The sequence below is a fragment of the Corynebacterium sp. LK28 genome, from assembly GCF_014335105.1.
Classification (GTDB): Bacteria; Actinomycetota; Actinomycetes; order Mycobacteriales; family Mycobacteriaceae; genus Corynebacterium; species Corynebacterium macclintockiae.
The window spans coordinates 327,902-351,636 of sequence record NZ_PDGZ01000012.1 but is presented as its reverse complement, the minus strand read 5'-3'; the positions used below and the strand labels follow the sequence as shown (position 1 = coordinate 351,636).

Sequence of the window (23,735 nt, the reverse complement as noted above, 5' to 3'; positions counted from 1 at the left end):
AGACGCTCTCGGCAGATCCAACAAGTCTCGATGTCACGGCGGGGAAAGGGGTTCTTTTGGGAATATTTAGGAGTCATGCCTGGCATATTAGTAAGCAGCGCGGACACGGGCGCCCCTCTAAACCACTCGTAGTCCCTCGTCACCTCCGTTTTCCGTGAAAATGCCCCCGCACCGTCGCCAAATCCTTATCCCCGAGGTCTGGGCGGTACTGCTCGTAGCGCTTCAACATCTTGATCCCCGCCGCGTGACAGATAAACGCGTCGGGCACAACGCGGTTCATCAGGTCCACGATCCATGTAGCTTTGAGTCGGCGAATATCAGGCCGCGTTCCTGGCTCGACCTTGTTGCGTGCGGTCCTGCCCGTCACATCATCAGGCTCTCGGCTCGTCACATTGGGGCGCAGGACGTACTCATTTGCCCCAGCCTTGTCCAGGTCGAGAAAGTAGACCCAGTGAGCCGTGACGGGGATCGTGCGGTCGGGCAGGTGGATTAACACTCCCCGCTCGTCAACCTCGACGCTCGACCACTTAAGCTCACTCATCTGCCGGCTCGTCAGCTCTGCGCTTAGACCAAGCCCCACAATCTTGCGCCGCTCGCAGCTGATGAACTCGTCCGTGTCCACGCACCAGTCGAGCACGTCGGTTTTCTCAGCTGGGGTATATGGCGACTGTGGGGTCGAACGGGCGTGTTTCTTGTAGATCGTCTGTCCCATCCAGCTCGGGTTGAGTGCTTCCCCGAACTTTCGCAGCGTGGTCTTGTACACGCCCCGCGTATGGGCGGAGAGATCATCTAGCTCGTCGCGGATCATCATCTCGATCATCTCAGCGTCAAGCACGACCTCGACGCCTTGCTCATGGCCGTCCTTGTTGCACACTACATCGATCAGCCGCGCTAGGACGGACATGTGTAGCGGTTGTACGCGATCTCAGGGTGCAGGTCGTGGTACAGACGACCCAGGCTCACCATGAAGCCGCGAATCGTTTCCCAGCGCACATGAGGGATGGTGGACGGTTGGTAGGTTTCGAGGGCCATGTTCGCCGGACTTTTTCTCTCGACAGATTCGAGGTCGTAGGGATGACCTACCGGCCTACCGGGTCCAGGATCCCTCCGGCAACTCGACGGGCTTAGCTGTGGTCTCACGTACCGGCCACACGTTCGTCTCTACGAATTGCTCAATCGCCATGATGGTATCGACTCGCCGCGAACGAAGCGGGTAATCATCGTGTGCGAGACCTGCGAACGCTCCGCCACATAACGAACAGAGCCGTGTTTACCAGCCTCCATCTGTACGTTCTTCGCCAACAGGAGCAGGCGACGGTGAACCTCGTTGCGCGCAGTTGCAGGATCGGTGTTGGGCCAGTCGGGGTACATGCCTTTGAGAGCATACGATCTCCCTTATTCGGCAACGGCAGCTGCGGCTGATCGTAGGTGCGTAGAAGCACCAGGGCAACCGAAAAGACCAAACTCGCTGCCGTAAACTTAATCCGCCCCAGTCGCGAATCGATAAACTAAACCCAGCTATCCCCGACCAAAAGGACCACTGTGGTTGCCCTATCTCCCAGCTCGGCTGACTTCGTCTTGCTTGTCTCTACGCTCGTTCGTGAACTTGCAGTAATCGATGACGAACTCGGAAAGGACCGTCGAGCCAGTCCCGAGGATCAGCTCAAGACACCGATCCACAACTTCCTCATGGGCGCGGCTGAGCTTATGGTGCGCAAGATCCGTGTTGTCACGGAGCACCGGCAGACCGCAGCTGATGATATTCAGGGTGTTCGACTCGATATGGCTATCAAGCGGACCACAGGTCCACTCATCGGACATGTTGAGCTCAAATCCTCGCTCAAGGGCGCAAACCCCTACAAGGCGCAAGGCTGGTCCAAGCACGACAAAGCCCAGTGGAAGAAACTCAAGAACCACTCCAACCTCATCTACACAAACGGCTGGGAGTGGTCACTGGTCCGTCAGGGTCTCAAGGCTCCGCTCTATCACGTAGTTCTCGACGCCGACTCGCAAGGCAACGTGCCCGACAACCAGCTGGAAATCCTAGCTGAGCTTCTCACAGCGTTCCTGACGTGGAAACCAACCACTCCCTCATCTCCCCGCGCCCTGGCAGATCTCCTTGCTCCGCTGACGGCATTCCTGCGCGACAGCGTCAAAGAAGTCATTGGGGACAACGAAGATGATGCCCTTGATGGCCTTTATGCCCGCTGGAAGATCGACTTCATGCCTGGTGCGACCAAGGCACAGTTCGCTGACTCGTTCGCGCAGACGTTCACCTATGCTTTGTTGCTCGCTCGTGTGGAGACCGACATCCCCGCTGACGAGTTCAGCGTGAACACACTTACTCGAGGGCTGCGGCGCAACGGGCACAAGCTACTAGGTGCCGTCTTGGAACTGATGGGCCAAGAACAGTTCCGCGAACTTGTCGAAGACCCGATTAGCCTCCTAGAAGCCACCCTCGGTGCCGTTGACTCAGCGAGGTTCACCAAGGACACAGATCCGTGGCTCTACTTCTACGAGGACTTCCTAGCCGCGTACGACCCGAAGATGCGCAAGGAGTCAGGTGTCTACTACACGCCTGTCGAGATTGTCCGCGCCCAGGTCCGCCTTGTCGATCACGCAATCAAGACCCGAATCGGTCGCCCCAAGGGACTCGGTGACGATTCGGTCAATATCCTCGACCCCGCCGCCGGCACCGCGACTTACCCCTTGGCTATCACCGAGCATGTGCTGAAAGATTCCGCAGCACCACAGGACGCAGCCCGCTCACTGTCGAAGCGGCTAAGTGCCTTTGAGCTGCTGATGGGGCCATACTCCGTGGCACACCTGCGCATGACCCAGGCGCTCGAAGCTACTGGCCTTGAGCTCGATAAGGACGGCGTGCAGGTTCTGTTCACCAACACTCTGCTCGCCGCTGGAGACTTGTCGCAAGACTCGTCACAGTACGCCCTGTGGCATGTCGAAGCTGACCTCAGCGAAGAGTCCAAGCGGGCTGGCATTATCAAGGACAAGCAGACTCCCGTTCGCGTTATTATCGGCAACCCGCCCTACAAGCGTGGAAAGCGGAAAGACTCTCTCGGTACAGCGGAGATTCCCAATGTGGTTCTCCAAGACTTCGATGGTAATGAGCCGCTCATCAATGACTTCATAGCTCCGTTGAAGGCGCTTGGTGCGGGCGGACAGGCGAAGAACCTCTACAACTTGTACGTGTACTTCATTCGCTGGGCACTGTGGAAAGCGTGCCAGCAAAATCCGCAGGAGCCTGGCGTGGTGTCTTTCATTACGTCGTCCTCGTATCTTCGAGGCCCAGGATTTGCTGGTGTGCGTGAGTACATGCGCAGGGTCTTCGATGAGATTTGGATCATTGACCTCGGCGGGGATAATCGTGGAGCACGGAAGGAGGAAAACGTATTCTCCATCGAAACTCCCGTCGCGATTTTCGTGGGCGTGCAGCATCAAAACACGTTCAACAAGCAGACTGGAGAGTTTGTCAAGAAGCGACATGACAATCGAATGAACCAAAAAGCACAAGTTTATTACCAGCGCGTTAATGGAACACGAGCTGAGAAACTTGATGCAATGAATTTGGTGGAAGCTCCCGATCTACAGGAACAGTGGGTCAAACTTGATGAAACCGACTGGACGGATAAATTCGTGCCATCCAGTAGTGCCGCGCTGAGTGACGGCGTGCCGTTAGAATCTGTCTTCCCGTGGGTTCATTCTGGTGTCCAGTTTAAGAGGAAATGGCCTATCGCAACTACTGACCAGGCACTGTCAAAGCGTTGGGAAGAATTGGTCAATGCCCCAACTGTAGAAATGATGAGGGAACTGGTTAAAGAAACCGAGCAAAAGTCTATTGATCGCAGCGGCGAAAATCTGTCATCTCACACAACGATTGAAGCGTTTATCAATAATCGTGAATTGACAGAACCAGTCCGCTACGGTTATCGAAGCTTTGATCGTCAGTATTGCATCCCTGACTCTAGATTCTGTGACCGACCGCGCCCTTCGCTTTGGCACTCCTATAGTTTCAATCAGCTCTATTTCTTGACACTTACGTCCACGGCATTGGGCACGGGCCCTGCGCTTACCGTAATGCCGTATGTCCCTGACCTTGATGCCTTCAGAGGGTCGTTCGGGGCACGAAGCGTATCTCCGCTTTACAGAACTGCCACAAAGTCCTCCCCCAACATATCGTCACAACTGATCGAGACCTTGGAAAATACGTTCGGTCGCAAGATACAACCAGAAGAAATTGCATGTTATGTAATGGCTCAGCTTGGCACCTCTGCGTTCACTGAAAGGTTTTCAGAAGACCTAGCCGAGTCACCCGCCGGTGTGATATTCACTGCTAACCCAGAGCTATTCGATGAATGCGTAGAGTTTGGCCGCTTACTAATTTTTGAAGCGACCTGGGGAGAACGACTTGGAAAGCGAAACGACTTTGGCGTTGTCACGGATCAACGGTGGGTAGGGGCCGCAAGATGCAAATCATCAACGACTGAGTACCCAGATTCATGGTCATACGACGCCGAAACTGAAATGCTTCAGGTGGCTGATGGAATGTTCACCAATGTCTCACAAGACGTGATGGCATTCGAGGTTTCGGGAATGCAAGTTGTGAGGTCTTGGCTGGGCTATCGAATGAAGAGCCCTTCAGGAAAATCCAGTTCGCCGCTCGACCAAATTCAGGCCGATACGTGGACCCACGATGCTGAACTACTCGAACTGTTGTGGCAGGTTGAGTTCTTCATTTCATCGGCGCGGGAAGCGTCGTTGTTGCTGGACAAAGTCATCGAAAGTGAGCTTATTTCTCCTAAGCTGATCGGCGCTCCTTTGGAAGATGAAGTTCGTGGGCCCAAGCTTTCGGATTCGGCTCAAGGCTCGCTTGAGATTGACTAATAATGTCCCCGACCCCTATCCACGACTTCGTAGCCCAGCTGCTCTCCCATCCAGACCTGTCCCCTGACTCGCAGGACACCCTCGTCCTTCACCGATCTCATGACATGGGCTGTGGAGAGGCAGGGCTACGAGTTGGAGACGGAGTACGTACTCGACTGGGACATCATCAACGCCTACGCCGAGTCCCTCATCCCAACCTACGCACCGGGAACCGCGCAACGCCGCCACTATAGACTGCGAACCATTGCCGACATCGTCAACCCCAGCTGCGCCGAACCGCACGCACTCGACCCCGCCGAACCTGACTCCACCCCACAGCCCTACACACCGGCAGAGCTTAAGAAGATCGAGGTCTGGATGAACTACGTGGGCAACGCTGCGACCAACGTACTCAACAAACAGCTGATGGTCTCGCTGTGCCTCGGGGCGGGTCTAAAAGCCAAAGAAGCCTCTTACCTCACGTGGGAACAGGTCTACATCGATGAGACAGATGTGATCCTGCTCGATGTGGCAGGGCGTGACGTACCCGTGCGCCGCCGCTACGCCGCACCGTTGGTCCACGGTAAAGACCAGTTCCTCCCCGATCAGTATGTACTAGCCCCTGCCAGCGCCAAAGCTGACCGAAGCAACGTCGCGTCCAACATCTCAACGATGTAGCCCTCGACAGGTATTTTGTACCCCGTACGGGATTTGAACCCGTGTTACCGGCGTGAGAGGCCGGCGTCCTAGGCCGCTAGACGAACGGGGCGCGTGCGCCACATGATCGGCGCGCGTGCTTTTGCAAGCAGCAAGAAAGAACTCTACACAGTAGTTCCTTAACCTACCTAATCCGCTGGTGGCGCGGTGTTTTTGCAGCCACGCCAGAGCAGCACCTACAGCGCACGCAGTTCCGCGACCTTCTCCTCCAGCACCGCGACCAGAGGGTTACCGGGAATGCGTTTGGCAGCGACCTCGCTGACCGCGCCGTACCACCACTGCTGCCTATCCTTGCCGGAGTTGAAGCGTCCCCACAGCTCATCCCCGATCTCGGCGTGATCGGCCAGGATCGAAAGCAGGTTGTGCAGCTTGTCCGCCACGGAAACGATCACGGAGCCCTCATCGGCGCCGGAAAGGTGCGCCAGATAAGCATCGGAGCGTTCCTGCCAGTCACTGATGCTGTCATCCTTCGTCACGCCCAGCACTAGCTCCACCACGCGATCGCCGAAGTCCTCCCGCATCTGCGCCTCGGAGTACTCCTCCGGCACGTCCTCCAAAATGTCGTGGAACAGCGCGGCGATCAGCACGTCTTCGTCATCCGTAACCGTGCTGGCCAGGTGCATCACGCTGAAAATGTGCGAGACATAAGGAATGTTCGTTCCTTTGCGAGTGTGGTTGCGGTGTGCGTACGCCGCCACGTTGATGGCCTTCAACAGGCGCGGCGAGGTCGCCACTTCCAGCAACCCCGCGCCCACCTTTGCACGAGTAGTGACATCGGTCATCGTCAATCTCCTGTTCGGTCTGCCCGGCATTTTCCGGGAACACTCTTGACTATAAGAATCCCCCGGACACCCCCTCCCCTTCGCGCGCCCTTGTTCGATTTCTTTTCTCGACGCCCCAGTCCGCACCGCTACAAACTCCCACCTACCAGGTATCTTCAGTAGCTAATGAGTGTTGAAAAACCCCAGAACGAACGCCCCTCAGATGAGCGCATCGTTCCCACCCTCGGAGGGCAGGTCACACCGGCACTGCCCTCTGAGGCGTACCACGAGGAAGTCGTGCGGGAGCACCGCTGGCTGGAACCCTCAACGTGGAAGGTCATCGCCAAGCGTCTCTACTTCGAAGTTTTCTTCAACGCTTTACTAGACAAAGGCGCCACGCTGAGCTTCTTCACACTGCTCACCGGACTGCCGACTTTGCTGGCCTTTTATGCGATCATCACGCTGTTCCTTGACCAAAACCGCAACCAGGTCACGGAGCTCACCGACGAATTCATCGATAAAAACATCCCCACCAACTTCCAAGACAATGCGCAGAGCATCGTCTCCACGGTCATCGGCTCTACGGAGCAATCCATCGTCATGCTGGTGATCAGCGTGCTGCTTGCCCTGTTTTCCTCGTCGGCGTACCTCCGCGCGTTTTCCCGTATGTCCAACGAAATGTACGGGCGGCGCGAAGGACGTGGCCTCATCAGGAGGTGGACGACCATGTGGGGAGTCACCCTTGTTCTGGTGATCGGACTGGTCTTCATCGCGGGCGCATACTTTCTTCGGGAGGATATCGCCCGGCCGCTGTTGGACAAGGTCGCCGAGCCGCTTAGGATACAGGGCTTCACCACCTTCGTCCTGGAGCACTTCCTGCCGGTCTGGCAGTACCTTCGCTGGCCAGTGATCTTCTTCGTGTCGGCGATCCTCATCGCCATCCTCTACCATGTCGCCCCGAACGTGCGCTTCGGGCGCGTGCGGTGGCTAACGGTGGGCTCCACATTCGCGCTGATCAGCATAACTATCGTCGGCCTGCTGCTACGCGCCTATCTGAACAACTTCGGCTACATCGGTATCTACGGCGCGCTGGGAGGCATCATCGTCGGCCTCCTCGGCTTGGTCTTAAGCAACTCCCTGCTGCTCCTCGGCGTGAAGCTGGATGCCGAGATCGCCCGCACGCGCGAGCTCCAGGCCGGCATGGAATCCGAGCGAATCATCCAGGTTCCGCCGCGCTCCTCCGCAGCGGTAGAGAGCTTCAGCCATCTCCACGACAGCATTGAGGAACAGTCTTCGCAGTTGCGAAACGAAGCGGCGTCCAAAAAAACACTAGCCCCCTGCCCCGCACCCGACCAGCGAGTTCACCGCAGGCACCATAGAATCGGGAACTATGAGCCACGAACTGAACTCCACCACCGTCGGCAGCCACGTCCGCGCCGCCGCCGGCACCAGCCCCGAACACGCTTCCACCCGTAAGTTCTGGACGGGACTGTCCCGCAACATCCAGGAACGCATCGCCGACGATTGGGAACGCACCCGCCAGACCTACAGCGCCACCCGCCAGCAGCACTACTTCTCCGCAGAGTTCCTCATGGGCCGCGCGCTACTGAATAACCTCACCAACCTCGGCCTGGTGGAAGAGGCTCAGGCCGCCACCCGGGAGCTCGGCCACGAGCTCACCGACGTGCTGGAAATCGAAAACGATGCCGCCCTGGGCAACGGTGGCCTGGGTCGCCTGGCCGCCTGCTTCCTGGATTCCGCCGTCACCCAGGATTACCCCGTCACCGGCTACGGCATCCTCTACCGCTACGGGTTGTTCCGCCAGTCCTTCGACAACGGCTTCCAGGTCGAGCGCCCGGACCCGTGGCGCGAAGAGGAATACCCCTTTACTATCCGCCGCGCCTCCGACCAGCTGATCGTGCACTTCGACGATATGAAGGTCCGCGCGATCCCCTATGACATGCCCATCACCGGCTACGGCACCCGCAACGTGGGCACCCTGCGCCTGTGGAAGGCCGAGCCGTGGGAAGAGTTCGACTACGACGCTTTCAACTCCCAGCGCTTCACCGATGCCATCATCGAGCGCGAGCGTGTCAGCGACATCTGCCGCGTGCTCTACCCGAACGACACGACCTACGAGGGCAAGAAGCTGCGCGTGCGCCAGCAGTACTTCTTCACTTCCGCCTCCCTGCAGGCAATGATCCGCAGCCACCTGGCCCACCACGGGGATCTGAAGAACTTCGCGGACTTCCACTCCGTGCAGCTGAACGATACCCACCCGGTGCTGGCCATCCCGGAGCTCATGCGCCTGCTGATGGACGAGCACGGCATGGGTTGGGAGGAAGCCTGGGAGATCGTCTCCAATACCTTCGCCTACACCAACCACACTGTCCTCACCGAGGCCCTGGAGCAGTGGGACCAGCAGATCTTCCAGCAGCTGTTCTGGCGTGTGTGGGAAATCATCGCCGAGATCGACCGTCGCTTCCGCATCGAGCGCTCGGCGGAGGGAATGGATAGCGTCACCATCCAAAGAATGGCCCCCATCCAACACGGTGTGGTGCACATGGCGTGGATCGCCTGCTACGCCGCGTACTCCATCAACGGCGTGGCCGCACTCCACACGGAGATCATCAAGCGCGAAACCCTCGGCGATTGGTTTGCGCTGTGGCCGGAGAAGTTCAACAACAAGACCAACGGTGTTACGCCGCGCCGCTGGCTGCGGATGATTAACCCGCGCCTGTCTGCGCTGCTTACTCGCCTTTCGGGTGATGACGCCTGGGTCACCAGCCTCGACAACCTCAAGGAACTGCGCAGCTACTCCTCCGACCCGGCGGTCATGCAGGAGCTCCGCGAGATCAAGGCCGCCAACAAGCACGACTTCGCCGAGTGGATCGCCGAGCGCCAGGGCGTGGTCATCGACCCGAACTCCATCTTCGACGTGCAGATCAAGCGCCTGCACGAATACAAGCGCCAGCTGCTGAACGCCCTGTACGTGCTGGACCTGTACTTCCGCATCAAGGAGGATCACCAGCGCGACCTGCCGCCGCGCACCGTCATCTTCGGCGCGAAGGCCGCGCCGGGATACACGCGGGCAAAGGCCATCATCAAGCTGATCAACGCAATCGCAGACCTGGTGAACAACGATCCGGTGGTTTCCCCGCTGCTGAAGGTCGTGTTCGTGGAGAACTACAACGTCTCCCCCGCCGAGCACATCCTGCCGGCCTCCGATGTCTCGGAGCAGATCTCTACCGCGGGCAAGGAGGCCTCCGGCACCTCCAACATGAAGTTCATGATGAACGGCGCGCTGACGCTGGGCACCATGGATGGCGCGAACGTGGAGATCGTGGATTCCGTTGGTGAGGACAACGCCTACATCTTCGGCGCCCGCGTGGAGGAACTGCCCGAGCTGCGCGCAGACTACAAGCCCTACGAGCTGTACGAATCCGTGCCCGGCCTGAAGCGCGCCCTGGACGCGCTGGATAACGGCACCCTGCACGACGACTTCACCGGCTGGTTCTACGACCTGAAGCAGTCGCTGATCCACGGCTACGGCGAGGGCGCCTCCGACACTTACTACGTGCTGGGCGACTTCGCGGACTACCGCGACGTACGCGACCGCATGGCCGCCGACTACGCGGCCGACCCGCAGGGCTGGGCACAGAAGGCGTGGGTGAACATCTGCGAATCCGGGCGTTTCTCCTCCGACCGCACGATCCGCGACTACGCCACGGAAGTGTGGAAGCTGCAGCCCGCGCCGATTAACAAATAGTTCCCGACCTGCACCGGCGCAGGTCGGGGCGTCAAAAAAGGGTGTAAAAGAGGGGCGTTAAGAAACCGTAAAGAGTCATTAGCACGGGGCACCACCGGTGTTGTTATATCTACATGCTTTATGACTTTTTAATGGTTGCAGTAACCTGCGCGCTGTTCGGCGCAATGGGTGCCGCCTTGAAGGCGGTGGACAAGCTATGAGCTGGGAACTGATCGTCGGTGGGGTCCTGGGGATCCTAGCCATCATCTACCTGTTGGTTGCCCTGTTGAACCCGGAGAAGTTCTCATGAGCGGGGCCATCACAGGGTGGATCCCTGTCATCATGGTCATCATTGCCCTCGCGGCCTTCTACGTGCCGCTGGGCAACTACATGGCCGCCACGTTCACATCCAAGAAGCACAATGCCTTCGAACGTGGCTTCTATCGCCTGATCGGCGTAAACCCCGACGGCCAGCAAAAGTGGACTCGCTACTGCGCAAGCCTGCTGGCGTTTTCCGCCATCAGTGTCGTGTTCGTTTACCTGCTGCAGCGCGTGCAACAGGCGCTGCCCCTGAACCACGGCAAGGAGCCCGTGCACTGGGACCAGGCGTGGAACACCGCCGTATCCTTCACGACTAACACCAACTGGCAGTCCTACTCCGGTGAGACGGCCATGACCATCCTGACCCAGATGGCAGGCCTGGCAGTGCAGAACTTCGTGTCCGCCGCGGTGGGCATCACCGTGGCCATCGCGCTGATCCGCGGCCTGGCCAACCGTATGGGCAACGGCCAAATCGGCAACTTCTGGGTCGACCTGACCCGCGCGGTCTTCCGCATCCTGCTGCCGATGGCAATCATCGGTGCGATCCTGCTGATTTCCCAGGGTGCGATCCAGAACTTCCACGCTCCGACCACTGTGGAGACGATCACGGGTGGCCAGCAAACCATTCCGGGCGGTGCAGTGGCCTCGCAGGAAGTCATCAAGGAGCTGGGAACCAACGGCGGTGGCTACTTCAACGCCAACTCCGCCCACCCGTTTGAGAACCCGAACGCATGGACCAACATGTTGGAGATCTTCCTCATCCTGGTGATCCCGGTTAGCCTGACCCGTACCTTCGGCAAGATGGTGAACGACACCCGTCAGGGTTGGGCAGTTCTGGCCGCCATGGCCGTGCTGTACTTCGCTTCCCTGGCAGTCGTGATGTCCAGCGAAACCTCCCTGGCTGCCTTCCAAGGCGGTGGCATGGAAGGTAAGGAGTACCGCCTGGGCGTGCTGCCTTCCTCCTTCTTCGCCGTCACCACGACAATGACGTCGACGGGCGCGGTGGACTCCTTCCACTCCAGTTACCACCCGCTGGCTGGCGGCATGCTGATCCTGGACATGATGCTGGGCGAGATCTCCCCTGGTGGCGTGGGCACCGGCCTGTACGGCATGCTCATGATCGCCCTGCTCAGCGTGTTCGTCGCGGGTCTGATGGTCGGCCGTACCCCGGAGTACCTCGGCAAGCGCATCGGCGTTTCCGAAATCACGAAGGTCAGCCTGTACATCCTGGTCATGCCGACGTTGGTGCTGGCCGGTGTGGGTATTTCCGCCATGCTGCCCGATACCCGCGACTCGGTATCCGCAGCCGGTCCGCACGGCTTCAGCGACATTGTCTACGCCTACACCTCGGCCTCCAACAACAATGGTTCCGCGTTCGCCGGCTTCGGTGCAGATACCCCGTGGTTCAACATCACCCTGGGTCTATGCATGTTGCTGGGCCGCTTCCTGCCGATCGTCTTCGCGCTGGCACTGGCCGGAGACTTCGCTAAGCAAAAGCCGGCTGCCGAAAACGCCGGTACTCTACCCACCCACCGCCCGCAGTTCGTGGGAGTGATGGTCGGTATCGCCATCATCGTTGGCGCGCTGACCTTCCTGCCCACCCTGGTCCTCGGCCCGTTGACGGAGGCTCTGTCATGACAACCCTAAATGCTCCTTCGCGCACTGAAGCGAAGCGTGCGACGGCTCCGGCCACGCACGACAAGAAGAAAAACGAGGGCGCTTTTTCCGCAGCCCAGTTGAAGCAGGCCCTGCCGCTGGCGCTAAAGAAGATGGATCCGCGCCTGCTGTACAAAACGCCAGTGATGTTCCTGGTGGAGGTCGGCGCGCTATTCACCTTTGTTTTGGCGATCGCGCATCCTTCCCTGTTCACCTGGTCCATCACGGTATGGCTGTGGCTGACCGTTCTGTTTGCCACCCTTGCCGAATCTGTGGCCGAGGGTCGCGGTAAGGCGCAGGCGGACGCCCTGCGTGCCACCCGCACCCAGTCGAACGCCCTGAAGTTCACCGGTTCCGACGTGAACGATCCCCACCTGGCACCGGCGCTGGAAAACTCCGGCGCGGGCATGCAGGAAGTCACCGAGGAGGTCTCCAGCGAGTCCCTGCTGCCGGGCGATATCGTGCTGGTCAGCGCCGGTAACGTGATCCCCGCCGACGGTGACGTCATCATGGGCGCCGCCAGCGTGGACGAGTCCGCCGTCACCGGCGAATCCGCACCCGTCATCCGCGAATCTGGCGGTGACCGCTCCGCCGTCACGGGTGGTACCCGCGTGCTCTCTGATGCGATTGCTATCCGCGTGACCAGCAAGCCGGGCGAGTCCTTTATGGACCGCATGATCGGCCTGGTCGAGGGCGCGGAGCGCAAGAAGACCCCGAACGAATTGGCACTGGGCACCCTGCTGATCGTGCTGACGATCATCTTCATGATCGTGGTGCTGGCTCTTGCCCCGATGGCTGCGTTCAACGGTGCCGAGCAGTCCCCCGTGGTGCTGGTCGCTCTGCTTGTCTGTTTGATCCCCACCACCATCGGCGCGCTTCTGTCCGCCATCGGCATCGCGGGCATGGACCGCCTGGTGCAGCACAACGTCCTGGCCATGTCCGGCCGCGCCGTCGAGGCCGCGGGTGACGTAGCCACCCTGCTGCTGGACAAGACGGGCACCATCACCATCGGTGACCGCCAGGCCAGCGAGTTCGTCGCCATGGAGGGCATCAACCAGGAAGAACTCATCTACGCCTGCCAGCTATCTTCCCTGGCCGACGAGACCCCGGAGGGCCGCTCCATCGTGCAGCTCGCCGAGAAGCAGTCCGGCCTGGCCATCCCGGAAGAGACCTTCCGCAACGCAGAGTTCATCCCCTTCACCGCGCAGACCCGTATGAGTGGCATCCAGCTGCCCGCCGGCGCCGGAGAGCACACGGAGTGGTCCACAGGCCACCAGGCCGCGCACCGCAAGATCGTCAAGGGCGCAGCCTCCGAAGTTGCGAAGCTCGTGACGAACCTCGGCGGAGACGTCCCGCCGTCCATCACCGACGTCGTCAACGACATCTCCAACAGCGGTGGCACCGCACTGGTCGTGGCAGAAATCGCCCTGGACTCCCAGGGTGAAGACGTCACCGGCCGAGTGTTGGGCGTCATCCACCTCAAAGACGTAGTCAAGCCGGGCATGACAGAGCGCTTCGAGCAGCTACGCAAAATGGGCATCCGCACCGTCATGGTCACCGGCGATAACGCCCTGACCGCGAAAGCCATCGCTGCCGAGGCGGGCGTGGACGACGTCCTCGCGGAGGCAACCCCGGAGCAGAAACTGGAGCTGATCCGCAAGGAACAGGCCAAGGGCCGCCTCGTGGCCATGACTGGCGACGGCACCAACGACGCTCCCGCCCTGGCCCAGGCCGACGTGGGCGTGGCGATGAACACCGGCACCACCGCGGCCAAGGAGGCCGGCAACATGGTGGATCTGGATTCCGACCCGACCAAGCTCATCGACGTCGTGGCCATCGGTAAGCAGTTGCTGATCACCCGCGGTGCGCTGACCACCTTCAGTATCGCCAACGATATTGCGAAGTACTTCGCCATCATCCCCGCGATGTTCGTGGTGGCCTTCCCGGGCCTGTCCGCGCTGAACATCATGCGCCTGCACTCCCCCGAGTCGGCGATCCTGTCCGCCGTGATCTTCAACGCGCTAGTCATTATCGCGCTGATCCCGCTGGCCTTGAAGGGTGTGAAGTATCGCGCGGGTTCCGCAGCCTCCCTGCTCTCGCGAAACCTGACCATCTTCGGCCTCGGTGGTGTGATCGTGCCGTTCATCGGCATCAAGATCATCGACCTGATTATCTCCGGAGTCTTCGGGATCTAACCCTCTTGGGCTGGCATTTACCGGCCCTTTTTTGAAAGGAAACACAAGAGAACAATGGCACGCGCAACATCTAACAACGGCTTGCGTCTGGCCTCCACCACGGTGCGCATTTTCTTCCTGCTGACGTTAATCCTGGGCATCATCTACCCAGCGTTCATGGTCGGCGTGGGACGGATCATGCCCGCCAAGGCGGACGGATCGATGATCACCAATGCTGAGGGCCAGCCCGCCGGTTCCTCCCTGATCGCCCAGGAAGTCACGAAGCCGGGCTTCTTCTACCCTCGCCCTTCTGCTGCTGGGGATGCTGGTTATGACGCCATGTCGTCCTCCGCCACAAACCTGTCCCCCTACAGCAAGGAGTATCAGGAGGCCATCGCCTCCAAGCGCGACGAGGTTGCCAAGCGCGAGGGGGTCTCCCCCGACGAGGTTCCGGTGGACGCCGTGACGTCCTCCGGTTCCGGCTTGGATCCGCACATCTCCACCGCCTATGCGAAGCTGCAGGCTCCGCGTGTGGCGAAGGAGCGCAACCTGGACCAGCAGAAAGTGGAGCAGCTGGTATCGGAGGCCACCGAGGGCAACTACACCGGTAGTGCCGACGGTGCGCCGGTGAACGTGGTGAAGCTGAACAAGGCGCTGAGCGAGCTGTAACAGGCGAGCTGTAGCGGGCGCGGACACGTGCCCGCAAAACCCAGGCGCGGTCGGCCTCAAGGTGTAAAACAGGCACTAGCGCCCGGACGCGTGGCGTCCAAAAATTTCAGCGCAAGATAAACAACAGGAGTAACAACAACAATGACTAAGCGTGGCACGCTGAAGGTGTACCTCGGCTTCGCCCCTGGCGTGGGCAAGACGTGTGCCATGCTTAGCGAAGCGCACGACCTGTACGACCGCGGGCGGGACGTGCTGATCGGCATCGTGGAGGATCACGGCCGCGAGCGCACCCGGAAGCTCACCGAGGGGCTGCCGATCCTCCCGCGCAAGTCGGTTCCCCACCGCGGCGGCCACTACGAGGAGCTGGATCTGGAGGCGGCGCTCGAGACGCACCCGGAGATCATCCTGGTCGACGAGTTGGCGCACACCGTGGTGGGCGAGCACAACGCGGATAGCAGCCGCCCGGCCGAGGCAGCCAAGCGCTGGCACGACGTGTACGCGCTGCTTGATGCCGGTATCGACGTCATCTCCACGATGAACATCCAGCACCTGGAATCCCTCAACGACGTGGTCTCGGCCGTCACCGGTACGCGCCAGCTAGAGACGGTGCCGGACCAGGTTCTTCGGGACGCCGACGAGATCGAGCTGGTGGACCTTTCCCCCGACGCGCTGCGCATCCGCCTGGCCCGCGGAGAGGTCTACCGCCAGCAGCAGGCCGAAACCGCGCTGAATAACTACTTCCGGGTTGGCAACCTCACGGCTTTGCGCGAGTTGAGTCTGTTGTGGCTGGCCGACAAGGTCGACGAGGGGCTGGCGAAGTACCGCGAAGACAAGAAGATTGAGGAGAACTGGCCGACCCGCGAGCGCGTGGTGGTGGCCGTACGCGGCGATGAGGTATCCGAGGCGCTGATCCGCCGCGGGGCTCGCATCACCCAGCGCGTGGCCGGGCGTGAGATGCTCGTGGTGTATGTCTCCGGCGCCGACGAAGCGCTGGGGGTTGATCTCCCCCAACGGCTACGGCGCCTGCAGGAACTCACCGAATCCCTCGACGGCCAGTGGCGCGTGATCGAAGGCGACGACATCGCCAATACCTTGCTGGAGTTCGCGAGGACCGTCAACGCCTCGCAGTTAGTGATCGGCCTGGGCACGCGCATGAGCCGACTGTTCAGCTCCACTGCCCACAAGATCATCGACGGTTCCGGGCGAATCGACGTGCACATCGTCTCTACGTCCAGCGCATCTTCGGACAACGGTTCCACGAAGATGTCCCAGAGAGTACTGCGGAAGGCAATCCAGTTCATGGGGCTCACGCGGGATCGCAGGACGGGGCTGGATACCTCGAAACAGCTCAGCCCCGCGCGCCGCTGGATCGGCTGGTTGCTGGCAGTGCCAGGGCCGATCCTCTTGACGCTCCTCGTGCTGCCCTTCTTCAGCGAAGACGGTGCCCTGGGCTCCATCCTTCTGGGGTATCTGACGATCGCGGTTTTCGCCGCCCTGGCCGGTGGCTTCGGCCCGGCTATCGTGGCGGTGATCATCGGCTCGGTTTTGGCCAACTGGTTCTTTACGCACCCCTATCACACCCTCACGGTGACCGAGCCGGCGAACCTGGTGCAGATTGCCCTGTTCTTTGTTATTTCTGCCGCGGTGGCGGTGGTTGTGGATATTGCAGAAAGGCGCCGTGCCATCGCAAACCGGCGCCTCGGTCAGGCCGTTGTGCTCTCTGACCTCGCCCGCGGTGCGCTAGACGAGGGCGACGACATCCGCAGTCTGCTGGAGCGCCTGCGGGAAACCTTCAGCCTGGAGCGGGTGGACCTGCAGCAGTATTCGAAGGAACGCAAGAAGTGGGTCACGATGGAAACCACCGATCCAGGTGGCATCGGGGTGCCCTGGCCCAGCAAGAAAGCGCCGTCGCATGTCGGCGCTGGTGATGGCATGCGTTTCGTCCTCGACGGGCGGGATCTGTCCCCTTCCGAGGATGCGATGATCGAAGCTCACGGCGCCCGCATCACCGCGATTTACGACCGCGAGGAGATCGATGCGATGCGCCGGGCGACGGCCGCCCTGGAGGCCGGCAACCGCGTAGGCACCGCGCTGCTCACCGCCGTATCCCACGACCTGCGCACTCCCCTGGCCGGCATCAAAGCCGCGGTTAGTGCTCTGAACATGGACGACATGGAGTTGGACGAGGAATCCCGCTCGCTGCTGATGGAAACCATCGAGTCCAGCACCGATCGGCTGGAGACCGTCATCGGCAACCTGCTGGACATGAGCCGCGTGAATTCCAACACCGTCGCCGTCCACCGCGCCAAGGTGCACTACAGCACCGTGGTCGAAGCTGTTTTGGCGGAGCTGCCCGAGGCTACACAACACGTCGATTCTTTTATTGACGCCACCGTTCCGCCTGTCTTAGGCGATGCCGGTCTAGTGCAACGCATCATCGCGAACATTGTGATTAATGCCCGCACCTACGCGCCGAATGCCCGGATCGAGCTGCACGCTCAGCAGGTTGCAGCGGGCGCCGACGATCAGGCTGGCGCAGAAGCAGGCGCCGTGGAGCTTGCAATTGTCGACCACGGTCCGGGCTTCCCCTCGGAGCACCTAGCGGACGTGTTCACCCCCTTCCAGCGCCTCGGCGATCAGTCGGCCAACCAGAACGGGCTGGGGTTGGGTTTGGCTGTCGCCCACGGCTTTGCCGAAGCCATGAACGGAACCCTCGAAGCCCGCAACACCCCAGGTGGAGGCGCCACCCTGGTTCTTTCCCTGCCAACGGCAACGGGGGAACTGGAAGACGGTGAAGAGCGTGGCGTCCAGAAGAAAGTACAAGGAGAAGCGCCATGAGTGGCGAAAAGATTTTGATGGTCGAAGACGACGTGGCGCTGGCTAACGCGGTGCTGGTGACTCTGCGGGCGCGTGGCTACGACGTGCAGGTGGCGACGACGGCGACGAAGGCGATTCAGGTGGCCTCGAAGTGGCACCCGCAGGCGGTGCTGCTGGATCTGGGGTTGCCCGATCTGAGTGGCCTGGAAGTGCTGCGTGCGCTACGAAATTGGACGGATATTCCCGTACTGGTGGTTTCCGCACGCCACGACGAGTCGGGCAAGATCAACGCACTGGATGAGGGTGCGGACGACTACGTGACCAAGCCATTTTCTGTCGGCGAGCTGCTGGCCCGGCTGCGCGCGGCGCTGCGAAGGGCGCCCGGCGCGCCGATTCCGGAGGAGCCCGTGGTGGAGACCTCTGACGGGCGCGTGGTGTTTGATCTGCCGAACCAGCGGGTGACCGTCGACGGGCAGGACGTGCACCTGACCCCGCGCGAATGGGGCATTGCCGAACACATGATCCGCCACCGGGGAACGCTGGTGACGAAGGTCGAGTTGCTGCAGGCGGTGTGGGGGCAGGCCTACAAGAAGGAGACGAACTACCTGCGGGTCTATATCTCTCAGTTGAGGTCGAAGCTGGAGGTCGATCCGAGTAACCCGCAGTACTTCACGACCGAGACGGGCATTGGCTATCGCCTGGTGCTGTGACGGGGTACCGCCGGCGCCGGCGAAGGGTCAACCAATACCGCGAATGAGTTCACCTGGTGGCCATGTTGCCTTAAACCTGGCGCAAAAAAGAGGTGGAAATATGTGTCTGGTTTTATTCATAATTCGCACATAGAGAGGCGCGGCTCTTCATGCAGCTCAACAACTTCAAAAACTCGGTCTCCCGGCACTCCCAGCGCAAGGTTGCAGGTATTTCCCTTGCCCTGGCGGTGATTCCCTTCGCCGCGGTACCCGCAGCGAGCGCGACCGTTGGCTCCGAGACCGCGGTCGGATCCACCCTGGGATCCTCCAGCTTCGGTTCCTCGGCGGGGTCTTCGCTGACCGGTTCCTTGGGCTCTTCACTGGAGGGCTCCTCGCTGGAGGGCTCTTCGCTGGCAGGCTCTTCGAAGCCGGGCACCCCGGAGACCCCGGGCGCGCAGTCCACATTTGAGCGCACCGCGACCTTCCCGGTATACGAGAACCGCCCGGAGGGCGCGGACAAGTCCGCGGAGACGGTGGCGGAAATCTCCACGGTTTCTAAGGACGGCAAGACGCTGATCCACACCGACGCCCTGGCGCAGCGCATCGGCTTTATCGACATCAGCGACCCGAACGCTCCGAAGGGTCTGGGCACCCTGGATCTAAAGGCGCAGGGGCACGCCAAGGACGAGCCGACCTCCGTAGCCGTGTACGGCGACTACCTGCTGGTGGTTATCGACGAAACCGGCGGGGACTTCGCCAACCCGAAGGGCCGCGTGGACATCGTGCGGATCTCCGACCGCACCCGTGTTTCTTCCATTGATCTAAAGGGCCAGCCGGACTCCATCGCAATCTCCCCCGCTGGCGCGCCGGGCAAGCCAAAGGCTGCAATCGCCATGGAGAACCAGCGCAACGAGGAGCACAACGACGGCAACCTGCCGCAGCTACCCACCGGATTTGTGCAAACCATCGACCTGTCAGGTGAGCCGAAAGACTGGAAGGCCACCCCGATCCGCTTTGAGGACGACAACGGCAAGCTGCTGGACGTGGTTCAGAAGGCCGGACTGGATACCCCGGAGGATCTGGAGCCGGAGTACGTCAGCATCAACGGCAAGAACCAGCTGGCCGTCACTCTGCAGGAAAACAACGGCGTGGCCATCATCGACCTGCAGACCAACCGCATCACCAACGTCTTTAGCGCAGGCAGCGCTGAGGTCAAGGGGGTGGACACCCGGTCCGACAAGCTCATCAACCCCACCGACACCCTGCCTGCCACCCCGCGCGAGCCGGACGCCATCGCGTGGATCGACGACAACCACCTAGCCACCGCCAACGAGGGCGACTGGAAGGGCGGCACCCGCGGCTGGACCGTCTTCGACACCAGCGGCAAGGTCACCTGGGATGCCGGCAATTCCGTGGAGAATCTGGCCATCCGCCACGGCCTGCACAACAACAAACGCGCCAAGAAGAAGGGCGTGGAGATCGAGGGCATCGCCACTGCCAAGATGAACGGCACCAACTACGCCTTCGTCGGCTCCGAGCGCTCCAACTTCGTGGCCGTGTACAACGTCAACGATCCGGCGAACCCGCAGTTCGTGCAGATGCTGTTCACCACCAACGGCCCGGAGGGCATCCTGCCGATCCCGGAGCGGAACATGCTCGCTGTATCCAGCGAGGTCGACGAGCCAGACAACGCCGTGCGCAGCGCGGTGACGCTATACCGCCTGGGCGGCAAGGATTCTCAGCCCTCCATTGTTTCCGCCGACGAGGGCGAGGCACCGATCGGCTGGGGCGCGCTGGGTTCCCTTACTGCCGATCCGAAGGACGCCAACCGCCTGTACGCGGCCTCTGACTCCGCCTACGCGAACGGCTGGGTGTACACCATCGACGCCTCCAAGCAGCCTGCCGTGATTACCGAACGCCGCGCCGTGAAGCGCGACGGTGCTCCGGCCGAGGGCCTGGACATCGAGGGCATTTCCGTAGCCGCCGACGGTGGCTTCTGGATTGCTTCCGAGGGCAAGAAGGGCAAGGATAACCGCCTGTTCCACACCGATAAGGACCTCAACATCACCTCGACGGTCGAACTACCTGCCGACGTTGCTGAGCACATCGGCAAGTGGGGGCTAGAGGGCGTCACTTCCACAAAGGACGCCCACGGCGTGGAACAGCTATACGTCGCCGTGCAACGACCACTGTGGAAGGACCCGGAGGCGAAGAAGCTCGAGGCGCAGGAAGGCGAGAACACCACCCGCATCGGCAAGTACGACACGAAGACCAAGAAGTGGCAGTGGTTCGGCTACGAGCTGGAGAAGCCCGCTGGCAAGGGCGACTGGATGGGCCTGTCGGAGATCACCGCGCTGGACGACAAGCACCTGCTGGTGATCGAGCGCGACAAGCTGAACGGCCCGGATGCGAAGGTCAAGCGCGTAATGAAGGTGACGTTGCCGGAGGGCGGCGCTGAGGGTGCAGCTGCTGGCGCGAACGGTGGCGAGCTGCCGATGGTGAAGAAGGAGCTGGCCGTGGACGTGCTGCCGAGGCTGCGCGCGACGAACGGCTGGACGCAGGAGAAGCTAGAAGGCTTCACCATCGCGGCGGATGGCCAGATGTACGCAGTGACGGATAATGACGCGCTGGAGGATGCCACTGGCGAGACCGTCTTCCTACGCCTGGGCAAGGTGAATTAAACAGCCGTACGCTGTCGGGATAGTCGGTACTGGGCTATCCCAACAGCCTGGCACTAATCCGCTTTTCTACCTGTATAAACCGTCAGGAGGAAGAGTCCAAGCGTTCCTAGAGCCGCAAGTTCCGAGAATCTGGACCAGTCCATTTGCTCATCCCACCCTATGAAACTTCTGAATGCAACGTACGCAACCAGAAATAGGATCCCAACAACCCACTTGAACAAGAACTTTCTTACAGATTCCAACTTTGATCCTTTGTTTCTTTATACGTGCATCCGACGACTTACCAGCTTCCCTTGCATTGCCAACCCCAGTAGGCAAGCAATGCAGCCACGGCGGCAGCATTTCCAAATCTACCGTGCGAACTCCGTGAAACTTACTAGAACCCACCCCTTCTTGACACCCCTTTTCATTTAAAAGTGTTACGATTACCTCTTGATTACCTCTTTCTGAGAGTACAAATAAACCGCTTTACCAGCTTGAAGGCTTCACCATCGCGGCGGATGGCCAGATGTACGCGGTGACGGATAATGACGCGCTGGAGGATGCCACCGGCGAGACCGTCTTCCTACGCCTGGGCAAGGTGAAGTAACAGGCGGGCAGCGGTGCCAACTGGGCAGGCCGGGGCTCTCAGTGCAGTCCTAGTGCAGCCCTAGTGCAGCCCTATCGCAGCGAAGCGTGAGGATCTAGGCTGAGGCCCATGAACCTACTTCTCGCTTCGTATCTACATCCCAACATTGGCGACTATTTGTCCGGCAGAGTTCTTTACATCGACGATGCCGCTTCCACAATGCGGCAGGCTCCGTTCGCACAGGAAGAGCTCAATGCCATCAAGGACGTCGCCGACGCGGTGGTTCCCATCACGGTAGCTGAGACAAGCCCTGCTGCTTTCCGCAATGAACTGGACGCTGCGGACTGCATCTACGTGGCCGGAGGCGAATCTTTCCGCCTGCTCTACGGATTGAAGTCCACTGGGGCTGACGAATTGCTGGTTGACGCCGTTCGGAGCGGAAAGCCCTATGCAGGGAGTTCGGCAGGCGCAATTATTGCTGGCCCCTCCGTCGAACCGGCGTCTGTGATGGACGACCCGACTGTGGCTCCGCAGCTCACGGATTGCTCGGGCCTCAATCTCACGGAGTTTGTCATTGTCCCCCACGCCCAGGGCACGACTGGCCCGTACCCCATCGAGGTCATCAGCCAAACAGTGGAAAAGTACGGCAAGGATTGGAAACTGGTACTGCTCCGCGATGGGCAAGCGCTGCATGTCAGTAGCCGCGGTTCAATGCTGATTTAGAGCCACAGCTTCCAGGCGGATCCCGCCTGTTGTCCGGGCGAATCCCGCCTGCTATTCCAAGCGAATGTCCCAAATCTTCGAGTTATTGAAAGTAGCGGGTGTGCAGCTAAATTTGGCAACGCGCTGACCTGCAGAAACAGAATAGTTATATTCTAAGACGTGGAATTTGGGACATCCCCCCTTCCCCGGGCAGAGCTCTGGCAAGCCCCAGGCGGAACCCGGCTCTTCGGCGATCAGGTTGACGGTGTCGTTCGCGCCGATGACCAGCACCACGTCGATGTCCCCGAAGTCGTCATTGACCTCGTCGAGTTCAAGGACAATGCCATAAGGCACCTTGGCCTCGGCGCTGTGGAGGCGGCGCCAATTAAAGCCATTCAGAGTTTCCGAAAACAAAGCCACGCAGAGCTTCCAAAACTTGCGTACTCTCGCTGCCATGTTCGGACTATTTGGCAAGAAGAACAAAAACAACACCACCCCACCACAAGAATCAGCCGCTCAGCAGCCAGCGGCCCAGAATTCTACAGCGCAGGAAGCTGCTGGTCAGCAGCCAACAGCGCAGCAGCCAGGAGCTCAGCACGGCCACTTGAAATTTCAGCACGACAGCGACGGTAACGCGACCTTAACCGCCCCGAATGACGAGCTGGTGTACGGCATCATCTCCCCTGCCCCGCAAGACACCAGCAACTACTCATACGCAAAGGAGATCCTGCCAGGCGTCTACCGCTTCCTCGCCACCGTAGATTCCGGTTTCAAGCCACTTTCCGACGCTGATCTGCCGGAGGACTTCGACCTTGACGTGCCAGTTCTGGGCGACGCGAACTTCCCGGGCACAGACCAGCCCGCCACCAACTACACCTTTTGGGCAGTCGCTTCCGGAGCCACAGAGCGTAAGTCTCTCGAAACGTTGAAGATTGCCAGCGCTGGCGATGTCTTCTTCCAGGTTAAGTCTGACTTTCCATTCGGGGCGACGCTCGCGCTCATGTTCGATCGCTTCCTGCAGATCACCAAGATTCCTGACCATGGCCACGGACACGTGGTCTCCATGCCCGGTGGCAGCACGGTTCTGGTTCACCCTGTGGTGCCGAACCAGCCGGCGGACAACATTATGCAGCAGATGACCCAGACCCGCCACGAGCTGCGCCAGCACCCGGTGAACGTCTCTCCGCTGACGTTCTGGGTGCACGATAACCACTGGGATGTGCTCACCGCCAAGGATGGCGTATCCCTCTTCCCGCCGGAGAACTTCCCTGTTCAGCGCAATGCTGACGGCGCGCCGGTGACATCCCGCGGCGATTCCGGTACGCGAGCTTAAAGCAGGATTAAAGGATCG

General features: G+C 60.5%; 17 protein-coding genes, 1 tRNA gene and 1 pseudogene. 13 read left to right on the top strand and 6 right to left on the bottom strand.

Annotated features, from left to right (window positions below; genetic code table 11):
• Positions 1–139: 139 nt before the first annotated feature.
• The 3 genes from CRD15_RS07725 to CRD15_RS07715 form a co-directional block, all read right to left on the bottom strand.
• The gene (locus CRD15_RS07725) at positions 140–904 is read right to left on the bottom strand and encodes a hypothetical protein (RefSeq protein WP_187402266.1); all 765 of its coding nucleotides are present in this window, start codon (positions 902–904) and stop codon (positions 140–142) included.
• Complete coding sequence (locus tag CRD15_RS07720; RefSeq protein ID WP_187402265.1) at positions 892–1,032, bottom strand: hypothetical protein; 141 nt, start codon at positions 1,030–1,032, stop codon at positions 892–894. Before CRD15_RS07720 ends, CRD15_RS07725 begins: the two co-directional genes overlap by 13 nt.
• A gap of 129 nt (positions 1,033–1,161) precedes the next feature.
• Positions 1,162–1,371 (bottom strand): hypothetical protein, encoded by a 210-nt coding sequence (locus tag CRD15_RS07715; RefSeq protein WP_187402264.1) that lies wholly within the window; start codon positions 1,369–1,371, stop codon positions 1,162–1,164.
• Positions 1,372–1,542: 171 nt separating this feature from the next.
• Between CRD15_RS07715 and CRD15_RS07710 the strand changes: the two genes are divergently transcribed.
• Both CRD15_RS07710 and CRD15_RS07705 read left to right on the top strand, forming a co-directional pair.
• Positions 1,543–4,902, top strand: coding sequence for a type ISP restriction/modification enzyme (locus CRD15_RS07710; protein ID WP_187402263.1), 3,360 nt, complete (start codon positions 1,543–1,545; stop codon positions 4,900–4,902).
• A gap of 99 nt (positions 4,903–5,001) precedes the next feature.
• The gene (locus tag CRD15_RS07705; protein WP_187402262.1) at positions 5,002–5,559 is read left to right on the top strand and encodes a hypothetical protein; all 558 of its coding nucleotides are present in this window, start codon (positions 5,002–5,004) and stop codon (positions 5,557–5,559) included.
• Between the two features lie 18 nt (positions 5,560–5,577).
• Here CRD15_RS07705 and CRD15_RS07700 read toward each other — a convergent pair.
• A tRNA-Glu gene (locus CRD15_RS07700) sits at positions 5,578–5,650 on the bottom strand.
• Between the two features lie 124 nt (positions 5,651–5,774).
• Positions 5,775–6,380, bottom strand: coding sequence for an HD domain-containing protein (locus tag CRD15_RS07695; RefSeq protein WP_080716075.1), 606 nt, complete (start codon positions 6,378–6,380; stop codon positions 5,775–5,777).
• Between the two features lie 165 nt (positions 6,381–6,545).
• Here CRD15_RS07695 and CRD15_RS07690 point away from each other — a divergent pair, with 165 nt between their 5' ends.
• The 10 genes from CRD15_RS07690 to CRD15_RS07645 all read left to right on the top strand — a co-directional run bounded on the left by CRD15_RS07690 (position 6,546) and on the right by CRD15_RS07645 (position 22,405).
• Positions 6,546–7,835, top strand: a complete 1,290-nt coding sequence (locus CRD15_RS07690) for a YihY/virulence factor BrkB family protein (protein WP_255463791.1) — start codon at positions 6,546–6,548, stop codon at positions 7,833–7,835.
• Entirely contained in the window at positions 7,750–10,128 is a 2,379-nt protein-coding gene (gene malP / locus CRD15_RS07685) for a maltodextrin phosphorylase MalP (protein WP_187402261.1), read from the top strand. Before CRD15_RS07690 ends, malP begins: the two co-directional genes overlap by 86 nt.
• A gap of 196 nt (positions 10,129–10,324) precedes the next feature.
• The gene (gene kdpF, locus CRD15_RS07680) at positions 10,325–10,417 is read left to right on the top strand and encodes a K(+)-transporting ATPase subunit F (protein WP_034992682.1); all 93 of its coding nucleotides are present in this window, start codon (positions 10,325–10,327) and stop codon (positions 10,415–10,417) included.
• The gene (gene kdpA / locus CRD15_RS07675; protein ID WP_187402260.1) at positions 10,414–12,066 is read left to right on the top strand and encodes a potassium-transporting ATPase subunit KdpA; all 1,653 of its coding nucleotides are present in this window, start codon (positions 10,414–10,416) and stop codon (positions 12,064–12,066) included. The genes kdpF and kdpA overlap by 4 nt, the downstream gene beginning before the upstream one ends.
• Entirely contained in the window at positions 12,063–14,279 is a 2,217-nt protein-coding gene (gene kdpB / locus CRD15_RS07670) for a potassium-transporting ATPase subunit KdpB (RefSeq protein ID WP_070551662.1), read from the top strand. Before kdpA ends, kdpB begins: the two co-directional genes overlap by 4 nt.
• A gap of 54 nt (positions 14,280–14,333) precedes the next feature.
• On the top strand, positions 14,334–14,927 hold the full coding sequence (kdpC, locus tag CRD15_RS07665; protein WP_034979092.1) for a K(+)-transporting ATPase subunit C: 594 nt from the start codon (positions 14,334–14,336) through the stop codon (positions 14,925–14,927).
• A gap of 141 nt (positions 14,928–15,068) precedes the next feature.
• The gene (locus CRD15_RS07660) at positions 15,069–17,765 is read left to right on the top strand and encodes a DUF4118 domain-containing protein (RefSeq protein WP_187402259.1); all 2,697 of its coding nucleotides are present in this window, start codon (positions 15,069–15,071) and stop codon (positions 17,763–17,765) included.
• Positions 17,762–18,454, top strand: coding sequence for a response regulator (locus CRD15_RS07655; protein ID WP_034970781.1), 693 nt, complete (start codon positions 17,762–17,764; stop codon positions 18,452–18,454). The genes CRD15_RS07660 and CRD15_RS07655 overlap by 4 nt, the downstream gene beginning before the upstream one ends.
• Positions 18,455–18,603: 149 nt before the next feature.
• A complete protein-coding gene (locus CRD15_RS07650) occupies positions 18,604–21,114 on the top strand; it encodes an esterase-like activity of phytase family protein (RefSeq protein ID WP_187402258.1) in 2,511 nt (836 codons plus the stop codon).
• A gap of 697 nt (positions 21,115–21,811) precedes the next feature.
• The gene (locus CRD15_RS07645) at positions 21,812–22,405 is read left to right on the top strand and encodes a Type 1 glutamine amidotransferase-like domain-containing protein (RefSeq protein WP_043012166.1); all 594 of its coding nucleotides are present in this window, start codon (positions 21,812–21,814) and stop codon (positions 22,403–22,405) included.
• Positions 22,406–22,608: 203 nt separating this feature from the next.
• On the opposite strand, the pseudogene CRD15_RS10140 reads toward CRD15_RS07645, so the two are convergent.
• Positions 22,609–22,750, bottom strand: a pseudogene (locus CRD15_RS10140) (NAD(P)(+) transhydrogenase (Re/Si-specific) subunit beta); the annotation flags it as partial.
• Positions 22,751–22,838: 88 nt separating this feature from the next.
• Here CRD15_RS10140 and CRD15_RS07635 point away from each other — a divergent pair.
• Positions 22,839–23,717: a hypothetical protein gene (locus tag CRD15_RS07635; protein WP_187402257.1), complete on the top strand. Its 879-nt coding sequence runs from the start codon at positions 22,839–22,841 to the stop codon at positions 23,715–23,717.
• Positions 23,718–23,735: the final 18 nt, after the last annotated feature.

What these genes read in the sequence shown, in the direction of transcription:
- CRD15_RS07695 (WP_080716075.1), bottom strand. Translation starts at nt 6,380, where the DNA reads ATGACCGATGTCACTACTCGTGCAAAGGTGGGCGCGGGGTTGCTGGAA.
- kdpB (WP_070551662.1), top strand. Translation starts at nt 12,063, where the DNA reads ATGACAACCCTAAATGCTCCTTCGCGCACTGAAGCGAAGCGTGCGACG.
- CRD15_RS07655 (WP_034970781.1), top strand. Translation starts at nt 17,762, where the DNA reads ATGAGTGGCGAAAAGATTTTGATGGTCGAAGACGACGTGGCGCTGGCT.
- CRD15_RS07690 (WP_255463791.1), top strand. Translation starts at nt 6,546, where the DNA reads ATGAGTGTTGAAAAACCCCAGAACGAACGCCCCTCAGATGAGCGCATC.
- CRD15_RS07720 (WP_187402265.1), bottom strand. Translation starts at nt 1,032, where the DNA reads ATGGCCCTCGAAACCTACCAACCGTCCACCATCCCTCATGTGCGCTGG.
- CRD15_RS07635 (WP_187402257.1), top strand. Translation starts at nt 22,839, where the DNA reads ATGTTCGGACTATTTGGCAAGAAGAACAAAAACAACACCACCCCACCA.
- CRD15_RS07715 (WP_187402264.1), bottom strand. Translation starts at nt 1,371, where the DNA reads ATGTACCCCGACTGGCCCAACACCGATCCTGCAACTGCGCGCAACGAG.
- CRD15_RS07705 (WP_187402262.1), top strand. Translation starts at nt 5,002, where the DNA reads ATGACATGGGCTGTGGAGAGGCAGGGCTACGAGTTGGAGACGGAGTAC.
- CRD15_RS07650 (WP_187402258.1), top strand. Translation starts at nt 18,604, where the DNA reads ATGCAGCTCAACAACTTCAAAAACTCGGTCTCCCGGCACTCCCAGCGC.
- kdpC (WP_034979092.1), top strand. Translation starts at nt 14,334, where the DNA reads ATGGCACGCGCAACATCTAACAACGGCTTGCGTCTGGCCTCCACCACG.
- kdpA (WP_187402260.1), top strand. Translation starts at nt 10,414, where the DNA reads ATGAGCGGGGCCATCACAGGGTGGATCCCTGTCATCATGGTCATCATT.
- malP (WP_187402261.1), top strand. Translation starts at nt 7,750, where the DNA reads ATGAGCCACGAACTGAACTCCACCACCGTCGGCAGCCACGTCCGCGCC.
- CRD15_RS07660 (WP_187402259.1), top strand. Translation starts at nt 15,069, where the DNA reads ATGACTAAGCGTGGCACGCTGAAGGTGTACCTCGGCTTCGCCCCTGGC.
- kdpF (WP_034992682.1), top strand. Translation starts at nt 10,325, where the DNA reads ATGAGCTGGGAACTGATCGTCGGTGGGGTCCTGGGGATCCTAGCCATC.
- CRD15_RS07645 (WP_043012166.1), top strand. Translation starts at nt 21,812, where the DNA reads ATGAACCTACTTCTCGCTTCGTATCTACATCCCAACATTGGCGACTAT.
- CRD15_RS07725 (WP_187402266.1), bottom strand. Translation starts at nt 904, where the DNA reads ATGTCCGTCCTAGCGCGGCTGATCGATGTAGTGTGCAACAAGGACGGC.